Below are 13,662 nucleotides of genomic sequence, written 5' to 3'. Positions count from 1 at the left end.
CGAATCCAATATGAGCCACTCTTCATCCAAAAACATGAATCTGACACTCAAGATCTGGCGACAGGCCGGTCCAACGGCCACCGGAGTGCTGAAGACCTACCCACTCAGCAACATCTCGCCCGACATGTCATTTCTCGAAATGCTCGACGTGCTCAACGAGCAGTTGATCGCGAAGGGTGAAGAGCCCGTCGCGTTCGACCACGACTGCCGGGAAGGAATCTGCGGCACCTGTGGCGTCATGATCAACGGCCAGGCACACGGCCCCGATTCGGCCACGACGACCTGCCAACTGCATATGCGCCGCTTCCAAGACGGCGACACGATCGTCATCGAACCGTGGCAAGCGAAGGCGTTTCCCATCGTTCGCGACCTGGTCGTCAACCGCTCTGCCTTCGATCGCATCATCCAGTCGGGTGGATATGTGTCTGTCAACACGGGTAATGCCCCCGAAGCGAATACCACTCTCGTGCCACATCATGTGCAACAGGACGCCATGAACGCGGCGGCATGCATCGGATGCGGCGCTTGCGTCGCATCCTGCAAGAACGCGTCGGCCATGCTGTTCGTCTCTGCAAAAGTCTCGCACCTCGCCAATATCCCTCAGGGGCAAGGCGAACGTAGCAAGCGCGTCCTAAAGATGGTGGCCGCGATGGATGCCGAAAAGTTCGGAAACTGTACGAACACCGCCGAATGCGAAGCCGCTTGCCCGGCCGGAATCAAACTGACAAACATCGCTCAGCTCAACCGCGAGTACATCAAGGCAACGCTGTTCTCAACCGAGTGATCGAAATCGATTCGAGCTCGAAGAAGATGGGTGGGGTACCCGGGGCTGGACGAGCGAATCGCTGGAAGCCCCGGGGGTTCGGCAAAGCCATTCAACCCGGGCAACCCGATGATTTCGCCATGACAGGTCACTCGTCAGCACTGCGAATTTCGATCGCCACGACGCCATACAGGCCACCAGAAAGCGCCGGAAACTGGCTGGGTTCGAACGCGATCTCAATGGTGAATTCGTTGAACGAGTTCAATCGGCCAGTGACGTCAAATTCGACGGCATTCCCTTCAGCCGTGAATTCGCCGAGCGGATGTTCGTTCAAACTCGCCCGTCCTGCTCCGCGAACTTCGGTACAGACAAGCACGACACGTTCTTGCGGCGACAGATTCGTAGGGCGATGAAACTTCCGGCGAAAGACGGCCGTTCCGCCAATTTCTTCGAAGACCTCGCGCCACTCACGCGGCATGTTCGCCGTACCGATTTTCGTCACCGCCGGCGCAACGCCAACTGCCGCCGCGTGCAGTGAATAGTCCCAAGGTCCGCGCAGGTGAATTCGATGCGTCGCCATGTCCTCACCGCGCCGGAACCTGCGGCGTTGTCATAAGAAGATTGGGGGTGGCCGGGGTTCGAGAGCATTACGGAAACCCAGGGGCTTCCAGCGTATTCGCTCGTCCAGCCCCGGCTACCCAACCCCCGTTTTTCATCCTGGTAAACCACTCGCCGCCCTCCGCTCCATCGGAAACGATAGACCGGAGGGCAAGCAGGTATTGAAAATACGACTACTTGACGTTGGCCGCCTTGCCTGCCTGCGCAAGACCTAAAGTCTTGATTAGAGCCGCAACACGCGTGCGTTCCGTTTCATCAATCTCGATGAACGGCGGAGCGACTCGGCCTGAGCAGATTCCGGCCGCTTCCAAACCACTCTTCAGACCGCGCAGGTAACCCGCCGGCCCCGCACCGCAAATGTTGTACAGCTCGCCGAGACGCAGCAGCTCTTCTTGCAGGCGATCGATCTCTTTCTGATCTTTGCGGTCCGCAGCCTGGAACAAGCTGACGAACAGGCGTGGGTACAGGTTCCCACCGCCGTTCACGCCGCCGTCCCCTCCCATTAATACCGATTCCGCCATCAGGTGTTCGGGGCCGATCAAGAACGTCCAATCGGGGCGAACGCTGCGAAGTTTCAACAACTGACGATACCACTCAATATCGCCCCCGCTGTCTTTCACGCCGCAAATATTCTTGTGATCCGACAGTTGCTCAATCGTCTCCACAGTCAGCGACAACTTCACGCACGACGGCATGTTGTACACGAACATCGGCAGGACCGATTCGTCCGCCACATCGCGCAGAAACTCGCGCACTTCGGCTTGGCCCAAGCCAAAGTAGTAGGGCGGCGCGGCCACGACGGCATTGGCGCCAGCTCCCTTCGAGAATTGCGACAATTCCAACGCTTCTTCGACCGAGGTGTCCGTGATCCCGACAAGAACCGGAACACGTCCGGCGACGATCTCGCACGTGCGTTCGACCAGTTCGTAACGCAGCCGATAGCTCAGGCTCGGCCCTTCGCCGGTGGTACCAAGAACGAATAACCCAGCCACTCCCGCTTTAACCTGATGTTCAACCAGTCGATCCAGACCTGCGAGATCCAATTCGTCGCGATTGAGCAAAGGAGTGACCATCGGCGGGACAATGCCGCGTAGCGGCTTTTGAAACAGGGACATTGAGTCAGGCTCCAGTGAATGTTGACGCAGGCAGGAATCGGGGCAGACGGACGTTTGTCCGCGGCCGGGTGCCGCAGGACACGAAACAACCGTCGTGTATTGAGTTTATCGACCGACGGTCAGTCTCAAGTCGCGGGTTCTTGAATGGTCTCAAGATTCTCACCGGAACTGATCCGAACATCGCGAGTTTGCCGAACTGAAAAGCGACTGACGGCCAGACCAACCAGCAGAATCGTTAATGTTCCGACCACCAGAATCAGATTATCGTGAAAGGGGCTCACCAGCCACGCCATATTATTGGCCTCGAGACGCGTTTTCCAGATCGGGCTGAATGTCATCCAGACGATCACGACCGCACCAAAAATGACGCCGATCGCCGCATGAAATGACGTCGCTCTCCGTGACAAGACCCCCAGCAGGAACAATCCCAAGACCCCGCCGCTCAGAATCCCAACCAGTTTCCACCAGATGTCGAGCGCCGCAGAATTGATCTGCGTGATCCCGAGCGCTGTCAGGATACTCAGCGCCCCCATCACCAGCGTCGACGCGTGCAAAGCCATCATCGACTCGCGCTCTGACGCATTCGGCCGCAGGTACCGGCGATGAATATCGCACAGATACAGCGTCGCACAGCAGTTCAAATTCGAATCCATCGCCGCCGAGAATACCGCGGCCAGCACCAGTCCCATCACGCCGGGCGGAAGTTCGTGTCCGATGAAATAAGGCAAAACCCCCTCGGGCTTCGTACCGACCGGAATCTCACCAGGCCGCTGATGGACATACAGCACGAACAGGGCCGTTCCAATGAAGAAGAACGCCGCGCTCAGGGGAATGAAACACAAGCCGCCCAGCCAGACACTTCGTCCCGCATCGGCATCGGATTTTGCCGTCACGTACCGCTGAATATAGGCCTGATCAATCCCAAAGTTCTGCAGATGCGTCACCATCCCCATAACCAGCACGACCCAGAACGTCGACTGTGAAATATTCGCGTACCAAACCTGCGATAGCGTGGCATTGGGCTCAGCGAAGGCGATCTTTCCAAGGCTGAACTTGTTGTTCTCGATCGCCACTTTGAACAGTTCGCCAAACCCGCCCTGGAGTTCCAGCATCACCGCAATCAGGCAAACAATGACTCCCGCGACAAGCACGATCGACTGCACCACCCCCGTCCAGATGACCCCCTCGGTCCCACCCAGGAACGGATAAAGCGTAATCGCAATTCCACTGACGATGATGATCGTCTTGACGTCGATACCGACAAGCGGCTCGAACGCCAGCGCCAGCATGTACAGAATCATTCCCAGCCGCGCAAGTTGCGTCAGTAGGAAACAGACGACAGCATACGTGCGAGCCCAGGCGCCAAATCGTTCTTCGAAATGTTCATAGGCCGACAAGTGACCGCTTCGGCGATAGAACGGCACGAAGTATTTGACAGACAACCAGATGGCAAGCGGCATCGAAATCGCGAACACAAAGGCATTCCAGTTGTCTTTGTAGGACTTTCCTGGATTGGCCATGAAGCTAATGCTGCTGATGTACGAACCGAAAATCGAGAGTCCGACGGCCCAGCCCGGAATCGATCGCCCGGCGGACATGAATTGTTCTGACGTCTTCGTACGCCAGGCAAACCAGCAGCCGTAACCCACCACGGCAACCAGGTAAATTGCCAGCACGGCAATATCGAGCGTGTGATCACGGGCGTGTTCGGATAACGGCATGAATGATCTGACGCCTTTCTCAAAATGATGATGACGTAAAAACTTCGATCGTTGGAATGATCGAATCGGACAGGAGAAGGTTTGCCGATTCGGGGGAAATAAGTTGACGAGTCTACTCGCGCATCCCCTCGAAATCGACCGTATTTGACGTCTGAATCTGGAATCGCGTGGCAATCCGGTTTGTTCAGTCGTTTTGGCCACGAAATGGCGTTCGTGGATTGCACTCTCTCGATCCGACGCTGAGAATGGAGAGTCGCACGTCCAAAGTCGTTTGTGCCTTCGAACTTGCTCAGTTTGAGGGACCGCTTCGGCGCCTCGAATCGCCGAGTGGCCGATCGTGGTCCGAATTCCGACGTGCATGACCGACAATTGTCCACGGTGGCTCGGCAGGGCAAAAAACTGGGTTTCCCGATTCAGTGATTGAACTCTAGGAATCGACAGGCATGACCAAGAGGATGATCGGCCCCTTTGAAGTTGGGGACCGAATCGGCGTCGGCGGAATGGGAATCGTCTATCGGGCGACCTACACCAAGAACGGAGCGCGTGTCGCTCTGAAGATTCTTTCCCCCGACGTTTCCGACTCAGAATCTTTGCAGCGCCGCTTCGAACGCGAAATCTCGATCCTGAAAAAGCTGCAGCATCCCAACATTGTCCGCTATTACGGCGGGGGCAAATTTGGTTCGCAGCGTTTCTACGCGATGGAACTGGTCGAGGCGGGGTCCGTCGAATCGTACCTCAAAAAGAAACAGCGGCTTCCCTGGGAAGAAGCCCTCGATATCGCTACGCAAATTGCCATGGCCCTCGAGCACGCTCACGAAGCGGGCGTCATCCATCGCGACCTCAAACCCGCGAATCTGCTGATGAGCCCCGGCAATGTCATCAAGCTCACCGACTTCGGGATCGCGCGCGACACGACCGCGACAGCCCTCACCGCAGCCGGAAAGACGGTCGGAACCTACGCCTACATGGCGCCCGAACAGATTCGAGGCAAACCGCCCGTCGACAAGAAGACCGATCTGTACGCTCTGGGCTGCGTCCTGTTCGAGATGATCGCCGGGGAAACACCGTTTACGAGCGAGAATCAAGGTGAGATGCTCATGCAGCATCTCCAGGAAGATCCGCCTCGAATCACGTCACTTGTCCCCGACTGTCCCCTCTTTCTCGAAGAATTGATCTTTCGATTGCTCGAGAAAGACCCCGCCGATCGCGTCTATGATGCACTCGCCCTGCAGGGTGAAATCGAAAACGTCCGGACGAAAGTGACAGAGCAGCGCAGTATGGCCGCGCAGACTCTGGCCACCGGCACGGTGGGTGGCCGTAGCCAGTCGGCCGAAGAATTGAAATCGATCCTCGGAAAGAAGAAGAAAAAGAAGAAGAAAGACAACAGCCCGTTCTACGAACGAATCTGGTTTCTGGCACTCTGCTTGTTACTTCTCTTGGGCGTGGTGGCCTGGCAGTTCATGCCGCCCGGTGAAGAACAGTTGATGGCGCGCGCCGACAAACTCTTGCTGACGGAATACACCGCGGATTGGCGCGAAGCAAAAACCAAGTACCTTCAGCCACTCATTGAGCGTTTTCCTGAAGGTCGATACGCAGAAAAAGCGCACCAAATGATGGTCGATATCGACAAGAAGGTGCTCGACAAAGATATGCATAGCCCCCGCCGCCTGCGAGAAGGTCCGGCCAATGAACAAGAGAAACTGTTTCTGGCTGCAGAACATTTCTTGAAATTTGGCGACCGAATCACCGCGCTTCGCCAGTTTCGCAGCATCACGCGTTTGTTCAAAGATAAGAAAGACGCCCAACTCTACGTGCTGCTCGCGGAAGACCAGATCAACGCAATCGTCAAAGCGGGTGGTGCAGACGAAGACTACATTTCCTACATCAATAAAAAACTGAAGGAAGCCGACTCGCTCTTCAAAAAGGGAAATACGGTCGACGCCGAAGAGATCTGGACAAGCGTGAAAAACCTCTACCGCGACAACGAAGAGGTTCGCCCGCAGGTCGCGTATGCCGTGAAGCGAATCGAGCGTTCAGACAATCCCGGAAACCCGCCTTGGCTCGAACCACTTGAACCAGCAGACAACTCCAGCAATCCACAATAGAGCTTTGACATAAGACTTCATTGGGATTTCCAACGCGAGTCTCAATGTCAGCCGCATTTCAATCGCAACGACCTCGCCGTTGAACTGATGGCGCCCGTGCGTTGAAGCTGTTCGTGAATGCGTCAATACATCACGCAGAATCCAATTCGGAACGGCGTCAACGCGCGATCACGTCACAACGAGGCGTTCCCAAATCCACGGGAGTTTCCAAACGATTGGAAGATGGGACCAAATTGGCCGTGACGCGCTCGGCAGAGCTCCTATGATATTCGTCGTCGTGCAACCCTCGTGCATGGGGAGTTCGAACGACACATCGACAATGCATCACAGAGTACCTTCCCCATGACCGTCTCCAACCCGAATCAACCGAATGTTTCGGCCACAACACCATTCCGTGCAGGTCGCGTCCGCACGGCACTGACAGAAAGACTGCAACAACAAGATCAACGTGCTCAATTGATCGCCTTGTCAATCTGCCATAACACATTGCCGCATTGAGAGATCAGCAACATCTAGTTCAAAACGATCAAGGCGATCAAAAATTTGACGAGACGCCAGAGACACTCATTTTGTGGCACCGCTCGGCGATGCCTCCTATGAGACGATCTCTCGAGAAATATCCGAAGGGAATTTTGACGTTGCGTTCACTGAGAAGTGACCTCTCTCCGAATCCATCGTTTCCCGAACACACCTCGCGAAAACCAACATGCCAGCCGATCACGAACAGCGACGTTCGTCCCAGCATCGCGAAGCGATTTCGTCCGCCGCATTTGCAGATCACTCGCATCTTCAGCGTTCTGAGGTCGAGCGTTTTCATTTCACGCTGCAAGAAAATGCAAGTCGCCTGGTCCAGGGCAGCGATCTACAGGAATTCCTCGTCCATACACTGTCGAGCGGCGCGGCGTTACTAAAAGCGGATATTGCCCAAATCTTCGTCTTCAACGCGGACGACAAAACCTTTGAATTCATGGCGGGCGTTCGTGATGGACAGACGCAAATCGGGCTTCGCCCCGACGAACCGCAGTACCTGCAACGATTTTCGGCGACCATCTGCCCCGCCTATCGGCAGTTTCTCGACAGTGGCATGTCAACCATTCTGGCCGACGACGCGCGCAGTTTACATCTGCCCGAAGAACTCGCCGTCTGGTTCGACTCGGTTGGGGTCAAAGAGTGGCTCAGCATGATGCTTTTGGCGGGCGGTGAACCCGTCGGGTTCATGGGAATGGCATTCTTTTCCAAACCAACATTCAATTCCTCGGAATGGGAACTCGCCCACGCTCTGGCCAACCAGGCCGCATTGGGAATGCAACTCATTCGCTTAACGGACCAGGCCAGCCGTGCCGCCGTTGCCGAGGAACGCAATCGCCTCGCGCGAGAGATTCACGATACCATGGGGCAAGAGTTTGCCGGAATCAGCCTGCATCTCGAGACTGCACGACAGACCCTTGGTCGAAACCCAGACAAAGCACGTGAATGCATTGATGAAGCGATTGCCCTTGCACGACACGGACTTTCTGAAGTGCGCCGTTCCATCTGGGGCCTTAGGCCGCCTGATCTGGAAGGCGTCGACTTGCCCTCGGCGATCCGACAATTCGTCGATCGAATCCGGAACCCGGAATCGCCTCGAATCGATGTCGAAGTGTTGGGACCGCTTCGCTCGTTGCCGCCCGCTGTCGAAACGGAACTGTTTCGCATCGTGCAAGAGGCACTCAATAACAGCCTGAAACATGGCCACGCGCAATGGATTCGAATTTCGCTCGAATGTTCAAATCGGCTCGTTAAGATCACAATCGCTGACAACGGTCGGGGATTCACGCCGACGACGGAACACCTGCCACGTGGCTTTGGCCTCATCAGCATGCGCGAGCGTGCCGATCGCATTGGCGCGTCCTTCTCAATGGCCAGCGTTCCCGGTGAAGGAACCGACGTCTCTGTCGAACTGCCGCTTCAGGCAGAGAATGAGGTGACTCTTGAATGACATCCGAATCATGCTCGCCGACGACCATATCGTCGTCAGAAAGGGACTGGTCGCCATGCTGAATGAAGCTGGCGGCATGAAAGTGATCGCTGAAGCGGCAAATGGTGACGAGGCTGTCAGTCTTTTTCGCGAGCACCATCCCGATTTGTTGCTACTCGATCTGCGAATGCCCCGGCGGGATGGAGTCGAGGTCGTCGCGGCCATTCGCGAAGAATTCTTGACGGCACGGATTATCATTCTGACCACGTTCGACACCGACGAAGATATTTATCGTGCGCTGCGTGCTGGGGCCAAAGGATTCCTGCTGAAGGACGCCACATTCAGCGAAATCATTGAGAGCATTCGTGCGGTCCATGCAGGCAAAACTTGTATCCCCGCGCTGATTGCGGCCAAGCTGGCGGAACGGGCCGCGGCCCCAGAACTGACTCCGAGAGAGCTCGATGTCCTGCGGCTCGTTGTGCAGGGTAAGTCGAACCGCGACGCGTCGCTCACCCTCTATGTCACTGAAGAGACCGTGAAAAGCCATATCAAGAATATTCTTGCGAAAATGGGCGTCAGTGATCGTACATCGGCCGCAACCATGGCCCTGAAACGCGGGCTCGTTCGGCTGGACTGACACTTCGGAAATCCGCATCGATCGACTGACTGTGGGGCCATACGCAACCACGCCTCCCTCAAAAGAGGTACGCCGCCGCTCCTCAACCGGGGGCCTTCGAATCCCCTCTTTCGTGGAATAGTTGGATCGAATCAATCGAACTACACTTTCTTGCGTTCCTGTCCGCCGCCACGACAGCTTCCCTTGAAGGAATCCTCCGATGTCGAAACCGATCCTCAGCCTGCTCGATCCCACAAACTGCGCGGTAATCTTCATCGATCACCAGCCGCAAATGACCTTCGGCGTCGCCAATATTGACCGGCAAACACTCGTCAACAATACGCTGGTCCTCGCGAAAGCCGCCAAAATCTTCAACGTGCCGGTCATTCTGACCACCGTCGAGACCGAAAGTTTTTCGGGACATATGTGGCCCCAAATTACCGAACTGTTTCCCGGAAACACTCCGATCGAACGAACGAGTATGAACTCATGGGAAGACAAGAAGTTTGTGCAGGCGGTCGAGAAAACCGGACGTAAGAAGCTGGTCATCGCGGCCCTCTGGACCGAAGTCTGCCTCACGTTTCCCGCCATCCAGGCGATGCAAGCCGGTTACGAAGTCTATGCAGTTGAAGATGCCTCTGGCGGGACGAGCGAAGTCGCCCATCGCGCAGCCATGGACCGGGTTGTCCAAGCCGGCGCAGCCCCCGTCACCGCGCTACAAGTGTTGCTGGAATTTCAGCGCGACTGGGCCAAACGAGACACCTACGACGCCGTCATGGGGCTGGTCCTGCAGCACTGCGGCGCCTACGGACAAGGTGTCGAGTACGCATACACCATGGTTCACAAGCAGCCCCCCTACCCCGTCCGCTTGAAATCGGATCATTAGGATAGGAATCGAATCGGCCGAATCCACCGAATTGAAAGTCGCCCGAACGGCGCGACAACGATCCGCAGATTCGGCCGACCGGCCCCTTCGAAAAATCACAGCGTGTCGCGTTCCAATACGGAACTTGGGTCGCTCCAAACGAATGATCCCAGCGGACAGCAAAAGTCGCCGGTCTAAGCGGCGACGAGTGGTCAATGAAGATCGAATCAAATTTCGACAACAGACGCACTACCCCGAAATCTGTTGTGCACATGGCTTCGAGTGAGAACAGAATGTTCGCAAGTTGCCGATGAAGAGATGCCGTCAAATTAGGAGGAATCACCTTGACCGAACTGTTCCCCGATCTCGTTCTCTTCAACGGTCGAATTTCGACCCAGGATTCATCGGCTGCGGAAGTTTCCGCACTCGCCGCCCGTGACGGCAAGGTGCTGGCCACGGGTGACGACGCCGCCGTTCTGGCGCTTCGGGGTCCGTCGACCACGGTCGTTGACCTGCAGGGCCGCCGTGCCATTCCTGGACTGAATGATTCGCACCTCCACCTGATCCGCGGTGGCCTCAATTTCAACCTCGAACTGCGTTGGGATGGCGTTCCTTCTCTCGCAGATGCACTGCGAATGCTTGCCGAGCAGGCGAAACGAACGCCAGCGCCGCAGTGGGTTCGAGTCGTCGGGGGATGGAGCGAATTTCAGTTTGCCGAACGACGGATGCCAACCCTGGCAGAGGTGAATGCCGCCGCCCCTGATACGCCCGTTTTTATCCTGCATCTCTATGATCGCGCAATTCTGAACGCCGCGGCCCTGCGTGCGGTGGGATACACGAAAGACACCCCCGATCCGCCGGGCGGTGAAATCCAACGGGACAAACAGGGAAATCCAACCGGGATTCTGATCGCGCGGCCCAATGCCATGATCCTGTATGCGACACTGGCCAAGGGCCCCAAACTGTCACCCAGCGATCAGATCAATTCGACGCGACATTTCATGCGTGAGCTCAACCGCCTGGGGATCACCAGCGTGATCGATGCCGGCGGAGGATTTCAAAACTACCCCGACGACTATGCCGTCGTCGAAGATCTGCATCGCCGCGGCGAAATGACGGTACGCGTTGCCTACAACCTGTTCACGCAGAAACCGAAGGGCGAATACGAAGACTTCGCCCGGTGGACGTCCATGACCAGCCCCGGCGCGGGCAGCGATTTCTATCGCATGAACGGGGCGGGAGAGATGCTTGTCTTCTCTGCGGCCGACTTTGAAGACTTCCTCGAACCGCGCCCCGATCTGAATCCGTCCATGGAAGACGAGCTTCATCGCGTGGTCAAACTTCTCGCCGAACAGCGTTGGCCGTTCCGACTTCACGCGACCTATAACGAATCCATCAGTCGCTTTCTGGATGTCTTCGAACGGGTTGATCGAGACGTCCCGTTTGCCGGATTGCGTTGGTTCTTCGATCATGCCGAGACCGTCACAGAGCAAAATCTCGAACGCATCAAGACCCTCGGCGGGGGAATCGCAATTCAACACCGAATGGCATTTCAGGGTGAGTATTTCGTCGATCGATATGGTGCCGAGGCGGCGACACAGACGCCCCCGATCTCGAAAATGTTGTCGATGGGAATCCCCGTCGGGGCGGGTACCGACGCCACCCGCGTAGCCAGTTTCAACCCGTGGGTCTCGCTCTACTGGCTGGTCAGTGGGCGCACGGTGGGCGGTCTGGCACTTTATCCCGAGGCCAATCGAGTCGACCGCGAAACAGCCCTGCGATTGTATACGCAAGGCTCGGCGTGGATGTCTGGCGAAGATCAGACGAAGGGACGACTCGCCGTGGGCCAGCTTGCCGACGTGGCGGTTCTGTCGGCCGACTATTTCTCCGTGCCGGAACACGAAATCAAAGGCTTGCAATCGGTCCTGACCGTCGTCGGCGGAAAGATTGTCTATGCCAACGGGCCGTTCTCGAACCTGGCACCGAAACCATTGCCCGTTTCACCAGATTGGTCTCCGGTCGGAACATACGGTGGATACTACAACGGAATTCCCGCGGCACTGCAGACCAGAAACACTGTCCAGCAGGCTCACGGAACGACGTCGCATGACTTGTTTCATCGGATCGCGGGCTGTGTCGAAGGTGCGATTTACGAACCATTCTGGGGAACGGGTTGCTCGTGCTGGGCGTTCTAAGTGGCGTACGGGGCAACGGCCGAGGAATTTGGAATAACCACCGGACCACAATGAGAGGGACGACAGAAATTACGGTAAGGCCGCTGCATCAACGATCGGTCCATACAATGTTGCGACACTGTCGCTTTCATTGCGGCGCGATCGTTGTCGGCCTGCTGATCCCTCTCGTCAGCGCCGCCCAAGGGCCTGAAACGGATGTGACTTCTTCTGTTCCATTTCCGACTCAGACGCAGCAGACCACGCAGGAAGCCGGCACATCAAGCAGTTCATCGGCCGCCGACGCGCCTCAGCTCGGCCCGGGCCAAAGTGCACTCTCTGGATCAAACAATCGGGCGGGTCCCAACCACCCGGCATATAAGGTGCTTCGTTACGACGAAGACTTTTCGTATCTGCGAGACCCCGCAAAGCAGACTGACTTCTGGGACCCGCTCAAGTTCATCCCTTTTGGCGAAAGCAACGATCACTTCATCACGCTTGGCGGTGAAGTGCGTGAATGGTTCGAGTCCTATCACAATGATGGATTCGGAGCCGGCCCGGCGAATGCAGCAGGTTACAACACGTATTTTCTGCAGCGTTATATGTTGCACTCGGACATTCACCTCGGGTCAAATTGGCGCGTCTTTCTTCAGTCCATTAGCGGATCGGAAGAGGGACGAATCGGCGGACCACGCCCGGATATCGACAACAACACGTTCGATATCCATCAGGGCTTCGTAGATTGGATCTGGTCCGGCGACGAATCCAACAATCTCACGTGGCGCATCGGCCGTCAGGAATTTCGTTATGGCAGCGGTCGCCTGATCGACGTCCGCGAAGGCCCAAACTTGCGGCGATCATTTGATGCTATCCGGGCCCTGGCGAAAGTCGGTGACTGGTCGATTGACGCCTGGTGGTCGAAACCCGTCGAAAACAACCCCAACATATTCGACGACATCCCCGATCCCTCCGTGTCTTTTTGGGGACTTTACGGGACAGGACCAGTTGCCGCTGACAACCGGCTCAGTCTCGATCTGTACTACCTGGGATTTCACAATCAGGACGGGATGTTTAATCAAAAATCCGGCGACGAGCTGCGTCATTCGGTGGGGACAAGGGTCTGGGGCCGACCGATGCCCTGGGAATACAATCTCGAGTACGTCTATCAATTCGGCCAGTTCGGTTCCGGACGAATTAGTGCATGGACCGCCGCCAACGCCGTGCGCTACAACTTTTCGGACGCGCCTCTCAAACCCGCCGTCGGAATTCGATTTGACGTGGCGAGCGGGGATCAGAATGCCCAGTCGGCAAACCTTCAAACGTTCAATCCGCTTTTCCCTTCAGGAGCCTACTTCAACCTGGCCGGCCCCTTCGGCCCCTTGAACATCATTGATCTTCATCCCACGCTCGACTTGACCCTCAGTGAAACGTGGAAGCTGTCCGCAGACTGGAACTTCTTCTGGCGCGAGTCCCTGCAGGATGGTGTGTATCGCTTATCTGGATCTGAAATCGCCAGCGGACAGGCCAGCAATGCCCGGTATATCGGCTCGAGCCCCTCGATCACGGCAGTCTGGACGCCGCAGCCTCATGTGACCGTACTGATCAGCTACGTCCATGTCTTTCCGGGGCAGTTTCTTACCGATGCGACTCCGGGACAGCCACTCGATTTCGTCACCGGCTGGCTCACCTACAAGTTTTGATTTCCGCGTCCTGTTGAATACCGCTTGAAAA

General features: G+C 56.5%; 10 protein-coding genes. 7 read left to right on the top strand and 3 right to left on the bottom strand.

Features of this window, described 5'->3' with window-relative positions:
• The first annotated feature begins 10 nt into the window (after window positions 1–10).
• Window positions 11–784 carry a succinate dehydrogenase/fumarate reductase iron-sulfur subunit gene (locus OSO_RS0117415; protein ID WP_040592544.1) on the top strand — a complete coding sequence of 258 codons (774 nt, stop codon included), beginning with the start codon at window positions 11–13 and terminating at the stop codon, window positions 782–784.
• A 127-nt stretch (window positions 785–911) separates the two neighbouring features.
• Here OSO_RS0117415 and OSO_RS0117410 read toward each other — a convergent pair whose 3' ends face one another.
• The 3 genes from OSO_RS0117410 to OSO_RS43955 form a co-directional block, all read right to left on the bottom strand.
• Complete coding sequence (locus OSO_RS0117410) at window positions 912–1,343, bottom strand: glycoside hydrolase family 2 (RefSeq protein ID WP_010584500.1); 432 nt, start codon at window positions 1,341–1,343, stop codon at window positions 912–914.
• A 211-nt stretch (window positions 1,344–1,554) separates the two neighbouring features.
• Window positions 1,555–2,496 carry a dihydrodipicolinate synthase family protein gene (locus OSO_RS0117405; protein WP_010584499.1) on the bottom strand — a complete coding sequence of 314 codons (942 nt, stop codon included), beginning with the start codon at window positions 2,494–2,496 and terminating at the stop codon, window positions 1,555–1,557.
• A gap of 125 nt (window positions 2,497–2,621) precedes the next feature.
• Window positions 2,622–4,217 (bottom strand): sodium:solute symporter family protein, encoded by a 1,596-nt coding sequence (locus OSO_RS43955; RefSeq protein ID WP_157605315.1) that lies wholly within the window; start codon window positions 4,215–4,217, stop codon window positions 2,622–2,624.
• 443 nt (window positions 4,218–4,660) lie between these two features.
• Between OSO_RS43955 and OSO_RS48160 the strand changes: the two genes are divergently transcribed.
• From OSO_RS48160 to OSO_RS0117355, 6 genes are all read left to right on the top strand, one after another.
• Complete coding sequence (locus tag OSO_RS48160) at window positions 4,661–6,322, top strand: serine/threonine protein kinase (protein WP_010584497.1); 1,662 nt, start codon at window positions 4,661–4,663, stop codon at window positions 6,320–6,322.
• 706 nt (window positions 6,323–7,028) lie between these two features.
• The gene (locus OSO_RS48155; protein ID WP_010584495.1) at window positions 7,029–8,300 is read left to right on the top strand and encodes a GAF domain-containing sensor histidine kinase; all 1,272 of its coding nucleotides are present in this window, start codon (window positions 7,029–7,031) and stop codon (window positions 8,298–8,300) included.
• On the top strand, window positions 8,293–8,916 hold the full coding sequence (locus OSO_RS0117375) for a response regulator (protein WP_010584494.1): 624 nt from the start codon (window positions 8,293–8,295) through the stop codon (window positions 8,914–8,916). Before OSO_RS48155 ends, OSO_RS0117375 begins: the two co-directional genes overlap by 8 nt.
• Window positions 8,917–9,115: 199 nt before the next feature.
• Window positions 9,116–9,781, top strand: coding sequence for a hydrolase (locus OSO_RS0117370; RefSeq protein WP_010584493.1), 666 nt, complete (start codon window positions 9,116–9,118; stop codon window positions 9,779–9,781).
• Window positions 9,782–10,104: 323 nt separating this feature from the next.
• Window positions 10,105–11,955, top strand: coding sequence for an amidohydrolase (locus OSO_RS0117360; RefSeq protein ID WP_010584491.1), 1,851 nt, complete (start codon window positions 10,105–10,107; stop codon window positions 11,953–11,955).
• A gap of 107 nt (window positions 11,956–12,062) precedes the next feature.
• Window positions 12,063–13,631: an alginate export family protein gene (locus tag OSO_RS0117355; protein ID WP_010584490.1), complete on the top strand. Its 1,569-nt coding sequence runs from the start codon at window positions 12,063–12,065 to the stop codon at window positions 13,629–13,631.
• Window positions 13,632–13,662: the final 31 nt, after the last annotated feature.

It is taken from the genome of Schlesneria paludicola DSM 18645, assembly GCF_000255655.1.
Lineage (GTDB): Bacteria > Planctomycetota > Planctomycetia > Planctomycetales > Planctomycetaceae > Schlesneria > Schlesneria paludicola.
Note: the sequence above shows the minus strand (reverse complement) of the source record. Positions and strands in the feature narration are given on the sequence as shown.

Excerpts from the sequence above, each read along its gene's own strand:
- OSO_RS0117405 (WP_010584499.1), bottom strand. The coding sequence starts at position 2,496 with ATGTCCCTGTTTCAAAAGCCGCTACGCGGCATTGTCCCGCCGATGGTC.
- OSO_RS0117370 (WP_010584493.1), top strand. The coding sequence starts at position 9,116 with ATGTCGAAACCGATCCTCAGCCTGCTCGATCCCACAAACTGCGCGGTA.
- OSO_RS48155 (WP_010584495.1), top strand. The coding sequence starts at position 7,029 with ATGCCAGCCGATCACGAACAGCGACGTTCGTCCCAGCATCGCGAAGCG.
- OSO_RS0117410 (WP_010584500.1), bottom strand. The coding sequence starts at position 1,343 with ATGGCGACGCATCGAATTCACCTGCGCGGACCTTGGGACTATTCACTG.
- OSO_RS0117415 (WP_040592544.1), top strand. The coding sequence starts at position 11 with ATGAGCCACTCTTCATCCAAAAACATGAATCTGACACTCAAGATCTGG.
- OSO_RS43955 (WP_157605315.1), bottom strand. The coding sequence starts at position 4,217 with ATGCCGTTATCCGAACACGCCCGTGATCACACGCTCGATATTGCCGTG.
- OSO_RS0117355 (WP_010584490.1), top strand. The coding sequence starts at position 12,063 with ATGTTGCGACACTGTCGCTTTCATTGCGGCGCGATCGTTGTCGGCCTG.
- OSO_RS48160 (WP_010584497.1), top strand. The coding sequence starts at position 4,661 with ATGACCAAGAGGATGATCGGCCCCTTTGAAGTTGGGGACCGAATCGGC.